The sequence below is a fragment of the Metapseudomonas phytobenefica genome (assembly GCF_043392685.1).
Lineage (GTDB): Bacteria > Pseudomonadota > Gammaproteobacteria > Pseudomonadales > Pseudomonadaceae > Metapseudomonas.
In genome coordinates this window covers 24,160-45,381 of record NZ_JBHZGM010000025.1, presented here as the reverse complement: position 1 = coordinate 45,381, position 21,222 = coordinate 24,160, and the positions used below count along the sequence as shown (strand labels likewise).

At 65.1% G+C, this 21,222-nt stretch carries 18 protein-coding genes; 6 read left to right on the top strand and 12 right to left on the bottom strand.

Annotated features, from left to right (window positions below):
* Positions 1–53: 53 nt before the first annotated feature.
* Complete coding sequence (gene rpmA, locus ACFW0B_RS18890) at positions 54–311, bottom strand: 50S ribosomal protein L27 (protein ID WP_449150538.1); 258 nt, start codon at positions 309–311, stop codon at positions 54–56.
* Between the two features lie 24 nt (positions 312–335).
* Positions 336–647: a 50S ribosomal protein L21 gene (rplU, locus tag ACFW0B_RS18885; RefSeq protein WP_044872190.1), complete on the bottom strand. Its 312-nt coding sequence runs from the start codon at positions 645–647 to the stop codon at positions 336–338.
* Between the two features lie 244 nt (positions 648–891).
* On the opposite strand from rplU, the gene ACFW0B_RS18880 reads away from it, so the two are divergent.
* Complete coding sequence (locus tag ACFW0B_RS18880; protein WP_449150537.1) at positions 892–1,860, top strand: polyprenyl synthetase family protein; 969 nt, start codon at positions 892–894, stop codon at positions 1,858–1,860.
* Between the two features lie 129 nt (positions 1,861–1,989).
* A complete protein-coding gene (locus ACFW0B_RS18875; protein ID WP_449150536.1) occupies positions 1,990–2,232 on the top strand; it encodes a PA4570 family protein in 243 nt (80 codons plus the stop codon).
* 138 nt (positions 2,233–2,370) lie between these two features.
* On the opposite strand, the gene ACFW0B_RS18870 is transcribed toward ACFW0B_RS18875, so the two are convergent.
* From ACFW0B_RS18870 to ACFW0B_RS18845, 6 genes are all read right to left on the bottom strand, one after another.
* Positions 2,371–2,988: an FKBP-type peptidyl-prolyl cis-trans isomerase gene (locus ACFW0B_RS18870; protein ID WP_449150535.1), complete on the bottom strand. Its 618-nt coding sequence runs from the start codon at positions 2,986–2,988 to the stop codon at positions 2,371–2,373.
* 84 nt (positions 2,989–3,072) lie between these two features.
* Positions 3,073–3,378 carry a DUF6482 family protein gene (locus tag ACFW0B_RS18865; RefSeq protein WP_449150534.1) on the bottom strand — a complete coding sequence of 102 codons (306 nt, stop codon included), beginning with the start codon at positions 3,376–3,378 and terminating at the stop codon, positions 3,073–3,075.
* A gap of 123 nt (positions 3,379–3,501) precedes the next feature.
* Positions 3,502–3,996 carry a TIGR00645 family protein gene (locus tag ACFW0B_RS18860; RefSeq protein WP_449150533.1) on the bottom strand — a complete coding sequence of 165 codons (495 nt, stop codon included), beginning with the start codon at positions 3,994–3,996 and terminating at the stop codon, positions 3,502–3,504.
* Between the two features lie 193 nt (positions 3,997–4,189).
* A complete protein-coding gene (locus ACFW0B_RS18855; RefSeq protein ID WP_449150532.1) occupies positions 4,190–4,531 on the bottom strand; it encodes a PA4575 family protein in 342 nt (113 codons plus the stop codon).
* A 212-nt stretch (positions 4,532–4,743) separates the two neighbouring features.
* On the bottom strand, positions 4,744–7,254 hold the full coding sequence (locus ACFW0B_RS18850; protein ID WP_449150531.1) for a Lon protease family protein: 2,511 nt from the start codon (positions 7,252–7,254) through the stop codon (positions 4,744–4,746).
* An 88-nt stretch (positions 7,255–7,342) separates the two neighbouring features.
* Positions 7,343–7,666, bottom strand: coding sequence for a TraR/DksA family transcriptional regulator (locus ACFW0B_RS18845; protein WP_449150530.1), 324 nt, complete (start codon positions 7,664–7,666; stop codon positions 7,343–7,345).
* A gap of 163 nt (positions 7,667–7,829) precedes the next feature.
* Between ACFW0B_RS18845 and ACFW0B_RS18840 the strand changes: the two genes are divergently transcribed.
* Positions 7,830–9,683: an Lnb N-terminal periplasmic domain-containing protein gene (locus tag ACFW0B_RS18840; RefSeq protein WP_449150529.1), complete on the top strand. Its 1,854-nt coding sequence runs from the start codon at positions 7,830–7,832 to the stop codon at positions 9,681–9,683.
* Positions 9,684–9,798: 115 nt separating this feature from the next.
* Entirely contained in the window at positions 9,799–11,019 is a 1,221-nt protein-coding gene (locus ACFW0B_RS18835) for an RtcB family protein (protein WP_449150528.1), read from the top strand.
* Between the two features lie 132 nt (positions 11,020–11,151).
* On the opposite strand, the gene gdhA is transcribed toward ACFW0B_RS18835, so the two are convergent.
* The 3 genes from gdhA to ettA all read right to left on the bottom strand — a co-directional run bounded on the left by gdhA (position 11,152) and on the right by ettA (position 14,991).
* Positions 11,152–12,486 carry an NADP-specific glutamate dehydrogenase gene (gene gdhA, locus ACFW0B_RS18830; protein ID WP_449150527.1) on the bottom strand — a complete coding sequence of 445 codons (1,335 nt, stop codon included), beginning with the start codon at positions 12,484–12,486 and terminating at the stop codon, positions 11,152–11,154.
* Positions 12,487–12,739: 253 nt separating this feature from the next.
* Positions 12,740–13,270 (bottom strand): hypothetical protein, encoded by a 531-nt coding sequence (locus ACFW0B_RS18825; RefSeq protein ID WP_449150526.1) that lies wholly within the window; start codon positions 13,268–13,270, stop codon positions 12,740–12,742.
* Positions 13,271–13,323: 53 nt separating this feature from the next.
* Complete coding sequence (gene ettA / locus ACFW0B_RS18820; protein WP_449150525.1) at positions 13,324–14,991, bottom strand: energy-dependent translational throttle protein EttA; 1,668 nt, start codon at positions 14,989–14,991, stop codon at positions 13,324–13,326.
* A gap of 342 nt (positions 14,992–15,333) precedes the next feature.
* On the opposite strand from ettA, the gene ACFW0B_RS18815 reads away from it, so the two are divergent.
* Positions 15,334–19,473 carry a sensor domain-containing protein gene (locus ACFW0B_RS18815; RefSeq protein ID WP_449150557.1) on the top strand — a complete coding sequence of 1,380 codons (4,140 nt, stop codon included), beginning with the start codon at positions 15,334–15,336 and terminating at the stop codon, positions 19,471–19,473.
* Between the two features lie 181 nt (positions 19,474–19,654).
* Positions 19,655–20,911: a serine hydroxymethyltransferase gene (gene glyA / locus ACFW0B_RS18810; protein ID WP_449150524.1), complete on the top strand. Its 1,257-nt coding sequence runs from the start codon at positions 19,655–19,657 to the stop codon at positions 20,909–20,911.
* A gap of 102 nt (positions 20,912–21,013) precedes the next feature.
* Here the strand turns inward: glyA and ACFW0B_RS18805 are convergent, their stop codons facing one another.
* Positions 21,014–21,217 (bottom strand): YbdD/YjiX family protein, encoded by a 204-nt coding sequence (locus ACFW0B_RS18805; RefSeq protein WP_120653017.1) that lies wholly within the window; start codon positions 21,215–21,217, stop codon positions 21,014–21,016.
* Positions 21,218–21,222: the final 5 nt, after the last annotated feature.

Below are 21,222 nucleotides of genomic sequence, written 5' to 3'. Positions count from 1 at the left end.
GCAGAAACAAAAAAGCCCCGTCGCAAGACGGGGCTCTTCCAGCGAGGTCGCTATCAGGCAGCGACGATGCTCACGTACTTGCGACCGAAAGCACCTTTGACCTCGAACTTGATCACGCCGTCCACTTTAGCGAACAGGGTGTGGTCCTTGCCCAGGCCTACGCCGAAACCGGCGTGGAACTTGGTGCCGCGCTGACGCACGATGATGTTGCCGGCCTTGACAGCCTGGCCGCCGTAAAGCTTCACGCCAAGGCGTTTACTTTCTGAGTCGCGGCCGTTGCGGGTAGAACCGCCAGCTTTTTTGTGTGCCATGAGTCAAATCCTCCAAAAAGGAAATTAGGCCTGGATGCCGGTGATCTTGATTTCAGTGAACCACTGGCGGTGGCCCTGGCGCTTCATGTGGTGCTTACGACGACGGAACTTGATGATGCGCACTTTGTCGTGACGGCCCTGGGAGACCACTTCAGCGACTACTTTGGCGCCATCTACGACCGGAGCACCGATTTTCACGTCTTCGCCATTGCCGATCAGCAGGACGCGGTCGAAAGTCACGGATTCGCCGGTGGCGACTTCGAGCTTCTCGACTTTCAGGAATTCACCTTCAGCGACTTTGTATTGCTTGCCGCCGGTAACGATAACTGCGTACATGGATTTTCTCCGTTAAACCTGCTCACCCGACGCTTTATAGAAAGAGGTATGGGTCGGCATGGCTGCATGGGGCCGGAACTGACACCCGTGCAATTGCGTAAGGCAGGAAAATGCCCAAGGAAGTTCAGGGGCCGCGATTGTACGCAAGCCACGATTGCCGCGCAAGCACCGCCAGCGCTCGCCTTGACAGCCCCCGGCCCGGTCCCTAGCATGCCGCGCATCCCAATTGGAGCACCTCTGGCTGATGCAACCCCAGGCTTTCTACCGCGTGGTGGCGGACGATTTTACCGCAGTCGACGACATCATTCGCCGGCAGTTGACCTCCCGCGTTCCCCTGGTGGAGAAGATCGGTGATTACATCGTCTCCGCCGGCGGCAAGCGCCTGCGCCCGCTCCTGGTCCTGCTGAGCGGCAATGCCCTGGGCTTCGGCGGCGACCAGCTGCGCCTGCTGGCCGCCACCATCGAGTTCCTGCACACCTCCACCCTGCTCCACGACGACGTGGTGGACGCTTCCGGCCTGCGCCGCGGCCGCTCCACCGCCAATGCCCTGTGGGGCAACGCGCCGAGCGTGCTGGTGGGCGACTTCCTCTATGCCCGCTCCTTCGAAATGATGGTGGAACTCGGCTCCATGCCGGTGATGCGCATCATCTCCCAGGCCACCCGGGTCATCGCCGAAGGCGAAGTGCTGCAGCTGTCCAAGATCCGCGACGCCAGCACCACCGAAGAAACCTACATGGAAGTCATCCGCGGCAAGACCGCGATGCTCTTCGAGGCCTCTACCCACAGCGCAGCGATGCTGGCCGGCGCGAGCGCCGAACAGGCCGAAGCCCTGCGCCAGTTCGGCGACGCCCTGGGCATTGCCTTCCAGCTGGTGGACGACCTGCTCGACTACCGCGGTGATGCCGCCACCCTCGGCAAGAACGTCGGTGACGACCTGGCCGAAGGCAAGCCCACCCTGCCGCTGATCGCCACCATGCGCGACGGTTCTCCGGAGCAGGCCAACCTGGTGCGCAAGGCCATCCAGCAAGGCGGCAGCCAGGACCTGGAAGGCATCCGTGCCGCGGTCGAAGCCGCCGGCGCCCTGGATTACACCGCGCGCCTGGCCCGCGACTACGCCGCCCGCGCCATCGCCTGCCTGGACGCGCTGCCGTCCAACGCCTACCGCGATGCCCTGATCGAGCTCACAGAATTCGCCGTAGCGCGGACCCACTGAGTCCCGATCCGCTGAAAAGCCCGTCCTGGTGACGGGCTTTTTTCTGCCTCGATGAAAGGCATCGATTGGGGCTTGTTATTTTGCTAATAGGAATTATTCTCATCTCTGCGTTTTTCAAGGAGATGAGCCATGACCTACCTGATCGATGCCTGGCTGGATCGCCCCGACCCCTACCTGCGGATACTCCATCGGGAAACCGGTGAGGTGTGCGCCGTACTGGAAGAACAAGACCTCGACGAACTGCGCGACCAGGGCGACCTTGACCTCGCCGGTCTGAACTCCAGCGAACCGCTGGTACTCAAGGAGCTGGTGCGCAATCTCTTCCTGTTCTGCTACGCCAGGGCGCTGCGCCCCCACGGTGAGGCGCACTGAAAGGGATTTGGGAATCCGGGTGACGCCGGGACGCGTCATCCGCAATGCCGGCGCCCGGGCGCCGGCTTGCAGCGAGGGCAAAGGCGCCCTCGCGGGTACTGGGCGGGCCAGGGACGGCTCGCCCAGGAGTCACCTGGATCAGAGGATGTCCAGGAGCTCCACGTCGAACACCAGCACGCTGTGCGGCGGGATGCTGCCGACAGCCTGGCCGCCGTAGGCCAGTTCGCTCGGTACGTGCAGACGCCACTTGCTGCCGGTATTCATCAGCTGCAGGGCTTCCACCCAGCCGGCGATCACGCCGCCCACCGGGAATTCGGCGGGCTGGCCACGATCGTAGGAGCTGTCGAACACGGTGCCGTCGATCAGCGTGCCGTGGTAGTGGGTGCGCACGGTGTCTTCGGCCGACGGCTTGGCGCCCTCGCCCGCTACCAGCACCTCGTATTGCAGGCCGGAGGCCAGGACGGTCACGCCCTCGCGCTTGGCGTTCTCTTCCAGGTAGGCGCGGCCGGCACCAGCGGCGGCTTCCGCCTTGGCCTGGGCTTCAGCCTGCATGCGCTCGCGGATCACGCGGAAGCTGGCAGACAGGGCAGCACCGTCGACGCGGCTTTCCAGGCCCTGGAAGGCATCGCTGAGACCCGCGAGCACGGCATCCAGGCTCACGCCGGGCGGAGGATTGTCACGGATCTGGTCGCCGAGCTGGCGGCCAATGCCGTAGCTGACGCGGGTTTCGTCGGTGGAAAGGTCGAGTTGGGACATCGCGGAGCTCCGCTCAGGGTAAAAAGGCCGGCCAGACTAGCACAGCTTCCACTGCCCCGGCGCGGGCTCCGAGCCACCATCCGTTCAGTGGGAAACACGTGTCGAGATGGGGACCCTCACGGTGTCCTGGCTATCGGCATCCATTCCACACATCTCGTCATGCACCACGCTGTGCACCAGGTGGAACGGCAGGTCCGGGAACTCGTGGAGCACTTCCCGGGCATGCTCCACCGAACGCAGGTGCGTGGCATGGCCCCGGCCATCGTCCAGATGGTGGGAATGGCCATCGATGCGAGCCTCCAGCAGGTAGATACCCCCTTCCAGGGAGATCAGGTTGATTTCTTCGACGTGCCCGGCACGGGCATGGCTGGTGAGGTCGTGCAATTTCATGACGTCGCCCTCGCGCGCTGTACACCTCAAATCTAATGCACAAGGCCGGCAGCAGACGGCAGAAACGCGACCGCCCGTCCGCTTTTCAGCGAACGGGCGGTCCGGAAGGGGGCTGCGCGTGAATCAGTGGTCGTGCTTGGTCATCTTGTCCAGGTAGCCCATGGCAAAGGCGGAGAGGACGAAGGTCATGTGCAGGATCACGTACCACATGATCTTGCTGTTATCGACGTTCTGCGCGTCCATGAAGATGCGCAGCAGGTGGATGGAGGAAATCGCCACGATGGAGGCCGCCACCTTCATCTTCAGCGAGCCGGAGTCCATCTTGCCGAGCCAGCTCAGCTTCTCCTTGTCCTCGTCTATGTCCAGTTGCGAGACGAAGTTCTCGTAGCCGGAGATCATCACCATCACCAGCAGGCCGCCCACCAGGGACATGTCGATCAGCGAGAGCAGCACCAGGATCAGGTCCGCCTCGGACTTCTCGAAGACGTGCGGCAGGATATGCACGATCTCCTGGAAGAATTTCAGGGACAACGCCAGCAAGGCCAGCGACAGGCCGAAGTAGATCGGAGCCAGCAGCCAGCGCGCGGCGTACATCGAGTTTTCCAGAAAGCGTTCCATGGCTTCTCGTAGTCAGTAAAAAACCGGCCGCGAGTATAACGAGGAGTTTTCTGCAGAAAAATAACTGCAAGGCAGGAAGAAATATCCCCAAACGCTGTGGATAAGTCTGTGTGCGAACGCTGGACCAAAGCGCCAACACCGCTCCCGGTGCTGACGGGCAGACACTGCTCAAAAAATGATCAACCAGCCTCTGTCAGCTTTCGGGACGGAACTGGCAGTCACCCAGGCTTCGGCAGCGCGTGCCGTTGAGGCGTCGCAGCTCGCCTTGCAGGTGCAGTCGCCAGATCGGCGGGTCGTGAGCTTCGGTATAGCCCTGCTCCGCCAGGCAGTCGGCAATCGCCGAGAGCACCGATTCCGCCACGAAAGGCCCGTGGAATGGGCCCTGGGCTTTGATCGCCGAGGGTTGCTCCCCCGACATTCCCGCCGCACAGAGCAGCGTCCAGAGTCCATTCTCTCCCGCCAGCGGACGGATCACGCACTCGATCCGGGTCTCCAGTCCCAGGCATTGGCGGGTAAGGCAGAGGTTGCGCGTCATGGCGGCTTTCCTCGCAGGGGCCTGAATTCAGCCTACACCCGAGTGTAGACCTGCGAAAGCGCGACGCTTATCCACGCAAACTGTGGATAACCCTGTGAACAGGATGAGGGAAACGCGAAGGGAGGCCGATTGCGCGAGCCTCCCTTCCTGCTGTTCGGTGACTGACCAGCCACGCCGGGAACTCGCCCCAGCATGGCCGGTCACGGGATCGATCAGGACGGTCCCTGGGTCTTGTCCGGAACCGGCGCCTTGCCGGGCTCCTGCTTCGGCCCCTTGCGCGCCGGCTTGGGCGGCGCTGCGACCTTGGCGACCATCTCGGCGACTTCCTGGGCGGGCGCCGCCTTCTCCTCTTCCTCCAGCCCCATCTCGGCGATTTCCCGCAGCCGCGCCACCACACGGGCGTTGACGCTGCCTTCGGGGAACTGACCCTTCTCGTCAGGCACGCCTGCCGGCTCACCCACCAGCAGGCTCAGGGCCTCGTCGGCCTGGCGCACGGCGTAGACATGGAAGCGCCCCTTGCGCACCGCATCCAGCACGCGCTCGTCGAGCATCAGGGTGGTGACGTTGGCGTGAGGGATGATCACACCCTGTTCACCGGTCAGGCCGCGGGCTTCGCACAGGCGGAAGAAGCCTTCGATCTTCTCGTTGACCCCGCCCACTGCCTGCACTTCACCGAACTGGTTGATCGAGCCGGTGATGGCGAAGCACTGCTTGAGCGGCGTGCGCGACAGCGCGGAGATCAGGGTGCAGGCCTCGCCGAGGGAGGCGCTGTCGCCGTCCACGTAGCCGTAGGACTGCTCCAGGGCGATGCTCGCGGAGATTTCCAGGGGGAATTCCTGCGCATAGCGGCTGCCGAGGTAACCGGTGAGGATCATGACGCCCTTGGAGTGGATCGGCTGGCCAAGGTTGACCTCGCGCTCGATGTCGACGATGCCCGAGCTGCCGGGATAGACGGTCGCGGAAATCCGCGCCGGCACGCCGAAGGCCGAGTCGCCCACTTCCAGCACGGTCAGGCCGTTGCACTTGCCCACGGCGGCGCCGGCGGTATCGATCAGGATCACCCCCGCCAGCATGTCGTCGAGGATGCGTGCCGATACCCGGCCGGTGCGGGTGGCCTTGGCCTTGAGGGCGCGCTCGATGTGGCCCACGTCGGTTACCGGCTCGCCAGCCAGGCTGCGGATGAAGTCCGCTTCGCTGACCAGCTGGAACAGATCACCGATGCGCGCCGACAGGCGCCCCTGGTGCTCCGCCAGGCGCGCACTGTAGGTGGCCAGGCGGGCCACGGCGGCAGCGGTGAGCGGCGCCATGCCCTCTTCCGAGGTGCGGGTTTTCAGCAACTGGGCGAACTGTTCGAGGCTGTCGTCCGACAGGGCGATCTCCTCGTCGAAGTCCACCAGCACGCGGAACATCTCCTGGAAGTCCGGATCCAGGTCCTGCAGCGTGTAGTAGAGCTGGCGCGAGCCGATGATGATCACCTTCACCTGCAGCGGGATCACCTGCGGCGTCAGGGTGACGGTGGCCAGGCGACCGAGTTCCGCAAGAGGCGACTCCATCTTCAGCTTGCGCGACTGCAGGGCGCGCTTGAGGGCATCCCAGACGAAGGGCTCGCCCAGCAGTTTCTCCGCCTCGAGGATCAGGAAACCGCCATTGGCCCGGTGCAACGCACCCGGGCGCAGCTGGCGATAGCTGGTGTAGAGGGCGCCCTGGTCGGTGCCGTACTCGATGCGGCCGAACAGGTTGTCGTAGGTGGGATGCGGCTCGAACACCACGGGAGCGCCCCCGCTGGCGTGATGGCCAACCACCAGGCTGGGGCAGTACTGCTCTTCCAGAAGCTCACGGCGCTGGGCGTCCGGCTTGTCGTCCAGCAGCTGGTCCACCACCGTTTTCAGCAGGTTCACCTGCATCGCCTGCAGATAGGCCACCACCCCGGCGTTTTCCGCGTACTTCTCCGAGAGCGGCGAAAGCAGCGGCTGCAGGGCCTGGGTAATGGTTTCCTCGTTGAGCTGGCGCAGCTGGTTGCTGGACTCGCGCTTCCACTGCGGCAGGCTGGACAGCTCCTCGTTCAGGCGCTCCTCCAGCATGGCGATGTCATCATGGAAGCGCTCGCGCTCGGCTTCGTCCAACTGGGCGAAGTCCGCCTCGTCCAGGGCCTTGCCATCCTTCATCGGGGTGAAGGCAATGTTTGCGCTGTCGCGGTAGAGGGCGACGTCCTTCTCCAGCGCGAGCCGTTCGATCACATCCAGGGCACGGTCGTAGCGCTGGTTGAAGGCGCGATCGATGGCGCTCTTCTTCTGCTGGTAGGTGGGCGTCTCGAAGACCGCCGGGAAGGTGGACAGCAGGTTATCCACCAGATGCTCGATGTCGCAGATGAAGCCGCTCGCCTCGCCGGCCGGCAACTGCAGGGCGCGCGGCTCGCGCGGCTCGTCGAAATGGTTGACGTAGAGCCAGTCCGCCGGGGTTTGCAGGCGCTTGCCCTCGGCCTTGAGGTAGCGTTTGACGAAGGAGAAGCGGCCGGTGCCCGGTTCCCCCATCACATAGACGTTGTAACCCGGACGCGGCATGGCCACGCCGAACTGCAGAGCTTCCACCGCGCGTTCCTGGCCGAGTACGCCGCGGAAGGGCTCGAGGTCGTCGGTGGTCTTGAAATTGAACTGATGGGGCTCGAACGGACGGGTCAGCGCATCGGGCGCCAGTCGCAGGCTCGCAGCGAAGGAATCAGGCATCGAGTGTCCTTAATGGCTCGGCAAGAAAGCAATGGCCGCATTCTGGCGCCGCCCCGACATCACTGGCAAGGCATTGCGCCAGGGGTTGTCAGTGCTCGCGATCGGCGCAGTCCAGGCAGTACTCGGCGGCGGGCAGTATCGCCAGGCGCGCCGGCTCGATGGGCTCGCCGCAGCGCTGGCAATAGCCGTAGCTGCCGTCTGCCAGGCGCAGCTTGGCCAGCCCCACGCGGCGCAGCGCCGCCTCGGTTTCGGCCAGGATGGCCTCGAGCACCTCATCGTTCTCCCGTTCTCCCGCCTGTTCGGCGAAATCCGGCGAGTGGCTGCGAGCAAGATCCTCGCGAATGGAATTGGCGCGGGCGGTGTACTCCGCTATCAGGGCGTCAAGAGTCGCCCTCGGATCGGTTGCGGTCATGCTGGAATCTCCCCAGTTCACCCCTTAAGTGTGGACGCTGTAACGCAGCCTGCATCCCGCCCGTGCAAACTTGCGCAAATGCGCCTCCTGGCCTCGCTTGACACTCGCCCGGCCTTCCCCAAAGCTCCCCCCGACGAACCTCTCATGAAGAAGAGCCGCGCCCTTGAAACGGATTTTCCCGTACCTCGCCCTGTGCACCTGGATCACCGCCCACGCCGCTCCCCAAATCCCCGCTGAACGCCTGCAGAGCCTGGCCAGCGATCCCTACTGGATCGCCCTGGGGCATTACGAGACGGGCAAGCTGCGCGGCTGGCGCAGCTATGTGGACGATGCCGATTTTTTCCTCGCCGAGGACGGGCCGGGCAACCCGGAAGCCGAACTGCGCGCCACCCTGGAGGCGCTCTACACCCCGGCCGATCAGGGCGACAGGCACCCGCAGTGCACCTACCCGGCGCGCACCCGCTGGCTGCGCGAACAGCTCCGGCTCGACGACCTGCCGCAGCCGGCCTGCAGCGAGTTCAAGACCTGGTACGCCGACGTCAACCCGCACAGCACGGTGCTGGTGTTCCCCGCCGCCTACCTGAACAGCCCCTCGTCCATGTTCGGCCACACCCTGCTGCGCATCGACCAGCCGGACTTCCACGAAAACAACACGGTGATGCTCAGCTATGCGCTGAACTTCGGCGCCTTCATCGAGGGTGCGGACAACAGCATCCTCTATGCCTGGAAGGGCCTGATGGGCGGCTACCCCGGCCTGTTCGCCCTGGTGCCCTATCGCGACAAGCTCAAGGAATACAGCCGCCTGGAGAACCGCGATCTCTGGGAGTACCGCCTGAACCTCACCCCGGAGGAAACCGGGCGCATGGTCGAGCACGTCTGGGAACTCAAGCAGATTCGCTTCGACTACTACTTCTTCGACGAGAACTGCTCCTATCGCCTGCTGGAGCTGCTGGAGATCGCGCGTCCTGGCATCGAACTCACCGATCAGTTCCCGATCACCGCCATCCCCACCGACACGGTGCGCGCGGTCAAGCAGGCCGGCCTGGTGGAGTCCATCGACTACCGCCCCTCGCGGGAAAAGGAGCTGCTGGCCCGCGCCGAGCCCCTGGACAACGCCGAACAGCAGTGGGTGCTGCGCCTGGCCGACGACGAGCAGTTGCTCGACGACCCGGCCTTCCTCGCCCTGCCCGCCCCGCGCCGCGCCCTGATCCAGGACGCCGCCTTCCGCCTGGTGCGCTACCGTTCCACCGGCGAAGACCGCACCCGCGAGATGGCCAACCGCAGCTTCAGGCTGCTGCAGGGCATCAACCGCAATCCGCCGCCGGCGCTGGAAGTGCAGCGTCCCGGCCTGCCCGAGGAAGGCCACGAATCGCGCACCTGGCAACTGGGCGCCGGCACCCGCGAGGACCGCGCCTTCGCCGAATACGGCCTGCGCATGGCCTATCACGATCTCAACGACAACCTGTCCGGCTTCCCGCTGGGGGCGCAGATCGAGATCCTCCAGCTCAAGCTGCGCCAGTACGAAGACAACCACTGGCAGCTACAGCGTCTGGACTTCGCCACCATCCGTTCCCTGACCCCGCGCGGTGAACTGCTCAAGCCGCTGTCCTGGCAGGTTGCCGGCGGCCTGGAGCGCGTACTGGGCGAGGATGGCGACGAACGCCTGGTGAGCCACCTCAATGGCGGCGTCGGCGGCTCGTGGAATTTCGGCGAGGACGCCCTCGGCTTTGCCCTGGCTACCGCCCGCATCGAGCACAACGAAGACTTCGCCCCCTTCGTCGCCAGCGCCGCCGGCTTCAACACCGGCCTGCTCTGGCACAACCCGCTGGGCACCACGAGCCTGGAAGCCGCCGGGGACTACTTCCACAATGGCGAAGTCCGCCGCCGGCTGTCCCTCAACCAGCAATGGGAAATCTCCCGCAACCTCGGCCTGCGCCTGACCGCGCAACGGGCGTTCAGCCAGCTCGCCGCGCCGGTGAACGAAGTGATGCTGGAGCTGAAGTGGTACCACTATTGACGGGGACTGCTTCGCTCGCGGAACGCCGCCCGCAGGAGCTCCGTCGGTAAGATGCGCACCCGGCCTGAGCGAACAGGCCCAGAATGGTTATCCACATGTTCATCAGGCAATCCAGATGAAAGCGAACAGCCCGCAAGTGCTTGAGGTGGCCGGCGGCAAGCCCATCCGCCTGTGGACCCAGGGCGTGCCGGTGGAAGACGAAGCCCGCCAGCAACTGATCAACACGGCGAAGATGCCCTTCATCTACAAGCACCTGGCGGTGATGCCCGACGTGCACCTGGGCAAGGGCTCGACCATCGGCAGCGTGATCCCGACCGTGGGCGCCATCATTCCCGCCGCCGTGGGCGTGGATATCGGTTGCGGCATGATCGCCGCCCTCACCTCCCTGCGCGCCAGCGACCTGCCGGACAATCTCCACGGCCTGCGCAGCGCCATCGAACGCGCGGTGCCCCACGGCAAGACCTTCGGCAGGCACGACCAGGGCGCCTGGGACAATGTGCCGGATGCCGCCGACCAGGCCTGGCGCCCCCTGGCCAGGCGCTTCAAGGCGATCACCTCGAAGTACCCGCGCCTGGAGAAGACCAACAACCGCCACCACCTCGGCACCCTGGGCACCGGCAACCACTTCATCGAGGTCTGCCTGGACGAGGCCGACCGCGTCTGGTTCATGCTGCACAGCGGCTCGCGCGGGGTGGGCAATGCCATCGGCACGCTGTTCATCGAACTGGCCCAGGCCGACATGCGCCAGCACATCGCCAACCTGCCGGACCGCGACCTGGCCTATTTCGAAGAAGGCAGCAGGCACTTCGACGACTACGTGGAAGCCGTGGGCTGGGCCCAGGACTTCGCCCGGCAGAACCGCGCCCTGATGATGCAGGCGGTGATCGATGCAGCGCGCAAAGTGCTCAGGAAGCCTTTCGAAGCCAGCCTGGAAGCGGTGAACTGCCACCACAACTACGTGCAGAAGGAATGGCACTTCGGCCGCGAGGTGCTGGTGACGCGCAAGGGCGCGGTGTCGGCGCAGAAGGGGGAGCTGGGCATCATTCCCGGCTCCATGGGCGCGAAGAGCTTCATCGTCCGCGGCCTGGGCAACGAAGAGGCGTTCTGCTCCTGCAGCCACGGCGCCGGCCGCGCGATGAGCCGTGGGCGGGCGAAGAAGCTGTTCACCGTGGAAGACCAGGTCCGCGCCACCGCCCATGTGGAATGCCGTAAGGACAAGGATGTGATCGACGAGATCCCGATGGCCTACAAGGACATAGACGCGGTGATGGCGGCCCAGCGCGACCTGGTGGAAGTGGTGCACACCCTGCGCCAGGTGGTCTGCGTCAAGGGCTGACGGCCTTGTTCACAGCACCGGTGCCATGGGGAAGGCGCTACATCCGAACTGACGAAAACCTGTAGGGGCTACGGAGCTGGAAAGGGCAGCCAGGCTGCCCTTGGCGAATGAATTCGCCAAGGGCCCGCAGTGTTACACCACGCCCTGCGCCAGCATGGCGTCGGCGACTTTCACGAAGCCGGCGATGTTGGCGCCTTTCACGTAGTTGATCCGGCCGTTTTCTTCGCCGTAGCTCACGCATGCGTGGTGGATGTTCTGCATGATGCCGTGCAGGCGCTGGTCCACCTCGCCGGCGGTCCAGTGCAGGCGCATGGCGTTCTGGCTCATTTCCAGGCCGCTGGTGGCCACGCCGCCGGCGTTGGATGCCTTGCCCGGGGCGAAGAGGATGCCCGCTTCGAGGAACAGGTCCACCGCCTCGAGGGTCGACGGCATGTTGGCGCCTTCGGCCACGCAGATGCAGCCATTGGCCAGCAGCGTGCGGGCATCTTCGCCGTTGAGCTCGTTCTGGGTGGCGCAGGGCAGCGCGATGTCGCAGGGCAGCGACCAGGGACGCTGGCCGGGCATGAAGCGCAGGCCCGGCGCGTTCAGCTCGCTGATGCGGCCACGGCGGACGTTTTTCAGTTCCATCAGCTCTTCCCACTGTTCCAGGGTCAGGCCGGCCTCGGCGAACAGGGTGCCTTCGGAGTCGGACATGGAAATCACCTTGCCGCCCAGCTCCATCACCTTCTGCGCCGCGTACTGGGCCACGTTGCCGGAACCGGAAATGGCCACACGCTGGCCGTCGAAATCCCGGCCGAGGCCCTTGAGCATTTCCTGGGCGAAGTAGACGCAGCCGTAGCCGGTGGCTTCGGGGCGGATCAGGCTGCCGCCGTAGGCCAGGCCCTTGCCGGTGAGGACCGAGGTGAACTCGTTGGAGAGGCGCTTGTACTGGCCGAAGAGGAAGCCGATTTCGCGGGCGCCGACGCCGATATCACCGGCCGGCACGTCGAGGTCGGCGCCGATGTGGCGGTACAGCTCGCTCATGAAGGACTGGCAGAAGCGCATGACTTCCGCGTCGCTCTTGCCCTTGGGGTCGAAGTCCGAACCGCCCTTGCCGCCACCCATGGGCAGCGAGGTCAGGGAGTTCTTGAATACCTGCTCGAAGGCCAGGAACTTCAGCACGCCGAGGTTCACCGACGGATGGAAACGCAGGCCGCCCTTGTACGGGCCGATGGCGCTGCTCATCTGCACGCGATAGCCACGGTTCACCTGCACACGGCCGGCATCGTCGACCCAGGGTACCCGGAACAGGACAGCACGCTCCGGCTCGACGATCCGCTCGATGATGCCGGCCTCCAGGTACTTCGGATTGGCTTCAAGGAATGGCCAGAGACTGCGCAGCACCTCTTCCACCGCCTGATGGAACTCAGGCTGGTCAGGGTCGCGCTGCTTCAGGCGCAGCAGGAAAGCGTCGACGGATTGCGTCATGTGTCTCACCAGTTTTCTTTTGTGAACAATTTCTGGCGCGAGACTCTACCAAGCGCCGCGGCACCTAGATAGGGCGAAATGACGCATTTATGAAACTTTTTGGTGCATTGGATGTAATTAGGGTGAAACCTACAGGGACTTGCTCACGCAAACACCGTCTGAATCAGGCATTTCCACTGCCGGTTGCCGGCAGTCGGATTGCACCAAAGCGACCCGTCATTGCACCGCGAAAGATCACTTCAGGCTCGCTGCTTCAGCGCGCCATGGGCTTTTGCTGGATCGCCCGCAGATCGATACCCAGTTCGCTGCGCTTGCCACGCATCACCACCACGCCATGGTCCGGCAGGGAGCGCCAGACATCCTCGGTCACGCAGACGCCCACGCCCATGGCGGCATCGTCCAGCGCCAGCTCCACGCGGAACTGGCAACCCAGCCCCCCGGACACCTTGCCCAGCACGCGGGCGGAGAATTCGGCGTCGTCTCCCAGCCATTGGGTATAGAGCGCGGCAACGGGGACCTGCAGGGCACCCCAGACCACCAGCGCCAGCAGCGACCCCAGGGTCAGGTGCAATTGCCAGCGTGCGGCAGCGGTTTCCAGCCCGAACAGGGTGCTGAAGCGCTCGCGCCGGGCCAGCCAGGCATAGAGCCCGCCCCCCAGGGCCAGGGAACAGGGCACGGACAGCACCTTCCAGGCGGGAGAGGGGTAGAAGGAAAAGTACAGGCCGCAGACCCCGAACAGCGCCAGGGACGAAAGCCAGAACAGGTAGTGGCTGAATCCCTTCATCGAACCTCCAGAAACGACAACGGAGCCTTGCGGCTCCGTTGTCCTGTTGGCGCTTACTGCGCCAGCTTCTTGTAACGCACGCGGTGCGGCTGGGCGGCAGCCTCGCCGAGGCGTTTCTTGCGGTCCGCTTCGAACTCGGTGTAGTTGCCTTCGAAGAAGGTCACCTTGCCGTCGTCCTCGTAGGAGAGGATGTGGGTGGCGATACGGTCCAGGAACCAGCGGTCGTGGGAGATCACGATGGCGGAGCCGGGGAAGTCCAGCAGCGCTTCTTCCAGCGCGCGCAGGGTTTCCACGTCGAGGTCGTTGGACGGTTCGTCGAGCAGCAGCACATTGCCGCCCTGCTTCAGGGTCAGGGCCAGGTGCAGGCGGCCACGCTCACCACCGGAGAGGTCCTTGACGAACTTCTGCTGGTCGGCGCCCTTGAAGTTGAAGCGGCCGACGTAGCTGCGCGACGGGACTTCGTAGTTGCCGATCCTGATCTGCTCGAAGCCGTCGGACACCTGCTCCCAGACGGTCTTGGTGCCATCCAGGCTGTCGCGGCTCTGGTCGACGCTGGCGATCTGCACGGTTTCACCGATCTCGATGGTGCCCGAGTCCGGTTGCTCCTTGCCGGTCAGCATGCGGAACAGGGTGGACTTGCCCGCGCCGTTGCCGCCGATCACGCCGACGATGGCGCCTTTCGGGATGCTCAGGGACAGGTTGTCGATCAGCACGCGATCGCCATAGCCCTTTGTGACGTTGTGCAGTTCGATGACCTTGTCGCCCAGGCGCGGACCGGCCGGGATGTAGATCTCGTTGGTTTCGCTGCGCTTCTGGAATTCCTGGGACTGCATTTCCTCGAAGCGCTGCAGACGGGCCTTGGACTTGGCCTGACGGCCCTTGGCGCCCTGGCGCACCCACTCCAGTTCGGCCTTCATGGCCTTGGCGTGGGAGGCTTCCTGCTTGGCTTCCTGGGCCAGGCGCGCGGCCTTGGATTCCAGCCAGCCGGAGTAGTTGCCTTCGAACGGGATGCCGTGGCCGCGGTCCAGTTCGAGGATCCAGCCGGCGACGTTGTCGAGGAAGTAACGGTCGTGGGTAATGGCAACCACGGTGCCCGGGAAGTCGTGGAGGAAGTGCTCCAGCCAGGCCACCGAGTCGGCATCCAGGTGGTTGGTCGGTTCGTCCAGCAGCAGCATGTCGGGAGCCGACAGCAGCAGGCGGCACAGGGCTACGCGACGCTTCTCGCCACCGGAGAGGTGTTCGATCTTGGCGTCCCACGGCGGCAGGCGCAGGGCGTCGGCGGCGACTTCCAGCTGACGCTCCAGGTTGTGGCCGTCGGCGGCCTGGAGGATGGCTTCCAGCTTGGCCTGCTCGGCGGCCAGGGCGTCGAAGTCGGCGTCCGGCTCGGCGTAGGCGGCATAGACTTCGTCCAGGCGGGCCTGGGCCTGTTTGATCTCGCCTACGGCCTCTTCGACGATGTCACGCACGCTCTTGGCCGGATCCAGCTTGGGTTCCTGGGGCAGGTAGCCGACCTTGATGCCAGGCATCGGCCGGGCTTCACCATCGATCTCGGTGTCCACCCCGGCCATGATGCGCAGGAGGGTCGACTTGCCCGCGCCGTTCAGGCCGAGCACGCCGATCTTCGCGCCCGGGAAGAAGGACAGGGAAATGTCTTTGAGGATCTCACGCTTCGGGGGCACGACCTTGCCGACCCGGTGCATGGTGTAGACGTATTGAGCCATGACTGACCTTGGTGCTGTAACGAGTGTGGAATAAGGCGGGGAGCGACGATCAGGGAACAGGCGCTCCCGCGCGCGTGCGGCAAAGCTACCGGAATGCGCCGGGGAGGGCAAACGACGCTCGTCGCTCGTACTGGCACTTTGCATCCCTTCAAGGCATGCTAGCGCGCCCCGCGGCCCCTTGGCCCGGGACACCCCGTCACCTGCCCCCCATGAGCAGAAGCAGGAACGCTATCCGTGCCAGCCAGCCCACCCTCTACCTCCCAGCCCGAGCCAGGACAGCCCCTGGACAACGCTGCTGCGCGCGGTTCGGTCAAGGGCCTTCTGGCCGGCCTCGTCCTGCTGATGCTGGCCCTGCTGCTCTGGCAATTACACCAGGAGTACCGGCAGCTGCAGGACAGCGCCCGGGAGCGCAACTACACCCTGACCCGCGAGCTGGCCAGTCACCTTGAGCTGGTCATGCAGATGAAGGCGGGTGCCGTACTCACCCTGCTCCGCCAGCGGCCGCCCCTCCCGGCGAGCGAAGAACGGCAACTGGCGGAACTGGACCTGCTGCGCCCCATCCTGCCATCGGTCACCAGCCTGGCCTGGCTCAATCCCAACGGCGGCGCGCTGGCGGACACCCGGGCAAACAGCGACGACACCCTGTTCCTCGCCAGCCTGGTCCAGCGTGCCGAAGGCCAGACCTACCACTACGCCTTCAGCCCCCAGGGCCGTGGCGAGGTCTACCTGATCCTGCGCCAGTCGCCCCTGCCCGAGCCCAGCGGCTACTGGGTCCTGCGCCTGGATGCCGAAGCCATCCGCACCTGGCTGCTCAAGCATGAAGACCGCGACTACCGCTGGCTGCTGGAAGACCACTTCCTCCAGCGGGTCCTGGCGCAGAACGGCAAGTTCAGCCGCAGCAGCCCCATCGTGATGCCGGTGACCGCCGAACAGGAGGCGCAGACCATCCTCGTTTCGCCCCTGGGCCACAGTGACTGGCAGCTCCGCGCCCTTCACGACGAACGCCAGGTGCGCACCCGCCTGCTGCCCAAACTGCTCAGCAAGTTCCTGCTGTTCCTCATCAGCGCCAGCCTGGCGCTGATCGCCCTCTACTACCTGCAGCGCGAGCAACGCAGCCTGCTCGAGCTCAACGACGCCTCGCGGCGTTCCCTGCGCCAGGCCGCCAGCGCCCTCGGCGTGATCGAGGAACGCGTGCTGGTGACCCAGGTGGACGGACGCCTGAGCTACCTCAACCCGCAGGCCGAAGCCCTGTTCGGCATCAGCGGCGAGGCCGCCCGGGACCACCACCTGCTGGCCCTGCTGCCGGGCCTGGACCCGTTGCTGCTCAACACCCCCAACCTGGACCACGAGCTGGGCTCGGACCTGGTGCAATTCCAGCGCGGCAACGAACAGCGCCTGCTGGCCGTGACCCGCAACGACCTCGACGACGGCTCCCAGTTGCTCGGCTACGTCTGGGTACTGCGCGATGTCACGGAAGAACAGCGTGCCCTGCGCGTGCTGCAGGAAACCCGGCGGCGCTACCAGGACATCTTCGAGGGCGGCGGCATCGCCCTCTGCGTGCTCGACCTCGCCGACCTGCGCAAGCACCTGATCCAACTCGGCCTGCTCGACCGCGCCAGCCTGGCCGCGTGGATCAGGGACAACCCGCAGCAGCATGGCGAGCTGCTGCAGCGGCTGCGTATCACCGAGATCAACCAGGTGGCCATGCACCTTTTGGGCGTCAGCAGCAGCGAGCAGGCCTGGCGGCAACTGATCGGTACCCATCCGCTGCATGAAGACGGCATCCGCTTCCAGCTGATGGCGGCCCTGCTGGGCGGCAGGAAGCACCTGGAAATGGAGAGCGAGATCGTCACCCCCCAGGGCCAGATGCGGCACATTTGGCTGGTTCTGCACCTGCCGGACATGATCCAGGACCTGGAAGCAGTCACCCTGAGCATCAACGACATCACCAGCCGCAAGGAGGTCGAGCTGTCGCTGATCGAGCGCGAGCGCTTCTGGTCCGACGTGGTGCTGGCGCTGCCCGATACCCTCTATGTGCACGACATCGTCAACAAGCGGGTGATGCTCACCAACAACCGCCTCGGCCCGCAGCTGGGCTACGACCGGGAAGACATCCAGAGGATGGGCGAGCGCTTCTGGGAGGAGGTGCTGCACCCGGACGACACCGAACAGTACTGGCGCATGCGCAGCCTGCAGCAGGTGGTGGGCGACGGCCTGCTGCTGCAGTGCCAGCTACGCTGGCGGCACAAAGACGGCAGCTGGCGCTGGTTCGACATCCGCGAACAGGCCCTGTCGCGCGACGAGAAGGGACGCGTCAGCCGCCTGATCGGCGTGGCCAAGGACATCACCGAGCAGATCGAAGCCACCGAATCCATGCGCGAGAGCGGACGCCGCTACCGCATGCTGGCCGAAAGCATCAGCGACGTGATCTTCACCACCGACAGCGAACTCCAGCTCAACTACGTCAGCCCCTCGGTGCAGCCGGTGCTCGGCTACAGCGCCGACTGGGCCATCGCCAACGGGTTCCATGGCATATCCGCCGACACACGGCAGATGCACGACCTGTTCGAGCAGCTGGAGCAGATCCGCAATGCCCTGGGCAACCCGCAGCGTCTGGCCGAACTGCGCAGCCAGATGCCGGCGCGGCTGTTCGTCTTCGACTGCATGCGCGCCGATGGGCAGAAGGTCCCGGTAGAACTGCGCACCATGCTGATGTGGGACGAATACGGGCGCTTCGAAGGCGTGCTCGGCGTCGGCCGCGACATCAGCCAGCAGCGTCGCGCCGAAAAAGACATGCGTATGGCGGCCACAGTGTTCGAGCATTCCACCTCGGCCATCCTGGTCACCGACCCGGCCGGCTACATCGTCCAGGTCAACAAAGCCTTCTGCCGCATCACCGGCCACAAGGCCCGGGATGTGCTGGACCAGCTGCCGGCCATGCTCACTGCCGACCGCCAGCAGGCCAACCAGCTCAATTTCATCCTCAGCCAGCTCAACCAGCGCGGCAGCTGGGAAGGCGAAATCTGGCTCAAGCGCCGCGAGGGCGACAATTACCCGGCCTGGGTCGGCATCACCGCGGTGCACGACGAGGACGGCGACCTGGTCAGCTACGTCTGCTTCTTCAGCGACATCAGCGAGCGCAAGGCCAGCGAACAGCGCATTCACCGCCTGGCCTACTACGATGGCCTGACCCACCTGCCCAACCGCACCCTGTTCCAGGATCGCCTGCACACCGCCCTGCAGCACGCCGAGCGGCACCAGGAATGGGTGGTGCTGATGTTCCTCGACCTGGATCGCTTCAAGCCGATCAACGACTCCCTCGGCCATGCCGCCGGCGATCGCATGCTCAAGGACGTCGCCGTGCGCCTGGCCGCCTGCGTCGATGAGGACGACACCGTGGCACGCATGGGCGGCGACGAGTTCACCCTGCTGCTGCAGCCGCGCGCCAGCCGCGAAGGGGCGTTGAACCGCGCCATCCATGTGGCCGAGCAGATCCTCGACAGCCTGGCCCGACCCTTCGTCCTCGAAGGCCGCGAATTCTTCGTCACCGCCAGCATCGGCATCGCCCTCTCGCCCCAGGATGGCCGCGAGCTGAGCCAGCTGATGAAGAACGCCGACACCGCCATGTACCACGCCAAGGAACGCGGCAAGAACAACTTCCAGTTCTACCAGGCGGACATGAACGCCCGCGCCCTGGAGCGCCTGGAGCTGGAAAGCGACCTGCGCCACGCCCTGGAGCAAGGCGAGTTCCTGCTGTACTACCAGCCGCAATTCTCCGGCGACGGCCGCCGCCTGACCGGTGTCGAGGCCCTGCTGCGCTGGCGCCACCCCAAGCGCGGGCTGGTGCCGCCGGGGGACTTCATACCGGTGCTGGAGGAACTCGGCCTGGTGGTGCAGGTGGGCGACTGGGTGCTCGGCGAGGCCTGCCGCCAGCTCAAGGCCTGGCATCAGGCGAAGATGCGCCTGCCGAAAATCTCGGTGAACATCTCCGCCCGCCAGTTCGCCGATGGCCAGCTCGCCGAGCGCATCGCCGCCAGCATCCAAGCCAGCGGCCTGCCGCCGGCCTGCCTGGAGCTGGAACTGACCGAGAGCATCCTGATGCGCGATGTGGGCGAAGCCATGGCGATCCTGGAAAACCTCAAGCGCCTCGGCCTGTGCATCGCGGTGGACGACTTCGGCACCGGTTACTCATCGCTCAACTACCTCAAGCAGTTCCCCATCGACGTGCTGAAGATCGACCGCAGCTTCGTCGACGGCCTGCCGGACGGCGAGCGCGACGCGCAGATCGCCCGCGCCATCATCGCCATGGCCCACAGCCTGAACCTGGCGGTGATCGCCGAAGGCGTGGAATCCCACGCGCAGCTCAACTTCCTCCGCGAACACGGCTGCGATGAAGTGCAGGGCTACCTCTTCGGCCACCCGGTGCCGGCGGCCCAGTTCGAGCGGCTGTTCGGCACCAGCGCCGACTTCGTCCTCAGCTGAAGTCAGGGCGAAGGCCGTACAGCATGGGTTTCGTGCCTCAACCCATCCTTCGAACCGGGCCCAGGCCAGCCTGCAGGATGAAGGCCACTTGTCTGTCACATGACCGACCTTCATATGCCAGCCCGCGACCGATCAGGTAGAATGCGCAGCTTTCCCAGCACCGTTCCTTATGAGGACCGCCATGTTCAGCCGTGATTTGACCCTCGCCCGCTACGATGCCGACCTGTTCGCCGCCATGGAGCAAGAAGCCCAGCGCCAGGAAGAGCACATCGAGCTCATCGCCTCCGAGAACTACACCAGCCCGGCGGTGATGGAAGCCCAGGGCTCCGTGCTGACCAACAAGTACGCCGAGGGCTACCCGCACAAGCGCTACTACGGTGGTTGCGAGTACGTCGACATCGTCGAGCAACTGGCCATCGACCGCGCCAAGCAACTGTTCGGCGCCGACTACGCCAACGTCCAGCCGCACTCCGGCTCCCAGGCCAACAGCGCCGTATTCCAGGCCCTGGTACAGCCGGGCGACACCGTCCTCGGCATGAGCCTGGCCCACGGCGGCCACCTGACCCACGGCGCTTCCGTGAACTTCTCCGGCAAGATCTACAAGGCCGTGCAGTACGGCCTGGACACCGCCACCGGCCTGATCGACTACGACGAAGTCGAGCGCCTGGCAGTGGAGCACAAGCCGAAGATGATCATCGCCGGCTTCTCCGCCTACTCGCAGATCCTGGACTTCCCGCGCTTCCGCGCCATCGCCGACAAGGTAGGCGCCTACCTGTTCGTCGACATGGCCCACGTCGCCGGCCTGGTTGCCGCTGGCGTCTACCCGAACCCGCTGCCCTACGCCGACGTGGTCACCACCACCACCCACAAGACCCTGCGCGGTCCGCGCGGCGGCCTGATCCTGGCCAAGGCCAACGAAGAGATCGAGAAGAAGCTGAACTCCGCCGTATTCCCGGGCGGCCAGGGCGGCCCGCTGATGCACGTGATCGCCGCCAAGGCCGTGTGCTTCAAGGAAGCCCTGCAGCCCGAGTTCAAGGCCTACCAGGAGCAAGTGGTGAAGAACGCCCAGGCCATGGCCCAGGTATTCGTCGAACGCGGCTTCGACGTGGTTTCCGGCGGCACCAGGAACCACCTGTTCCTGCTGTCCCTGATCAAGCAGGACATCACCGGCAAGGATGCGGACGCCGCCCTGGGCCGCGCCTTCATCACCGTGAACAAGAACTCCGTACCGAACGACCCGCGCTCGCCCTTCGTCACCTCCGGCCTGCGCATCGGTACCCCGGCCGTCACCACTCGCGGCTTCAAGGAAGCCGAGTGCCGCGAGCTGGCCACCTGGATCTGCGACATCCTGGAGAACATGGGCGACGAGTCCGTGATCGACCGCGTTCGCGACCAGGTCAAGGCCATCTGCGCCAAGCTGCCGGTTTACGGCAAGTAAGCAACCGCGCAACGAAGGAGCCCGGCACATGCCGGGCTTCTTCTTGGGCGAAAAAAAGAGCGCCACGACAATGCGTGGCGCTCCCTGCCTCTGCTTCTCAGCTCAGCAACAACGCACAGGCCGTCCCTTGCCGCCGCCATAACGCGCCTCCTGGCGCTCGCGGAAGAACTCCTCGTAAGTCATCACCGGCTTGTCCGGGTGCTTGTTGTGCATGTGCTCGACGTAATTGTCGTAGTCGGGCATGCCCACCAGCATGCGCGCGGCCTGCCCGAGGTACTTACCCATGCGGCTCAGGTCATTGAACATGCTCG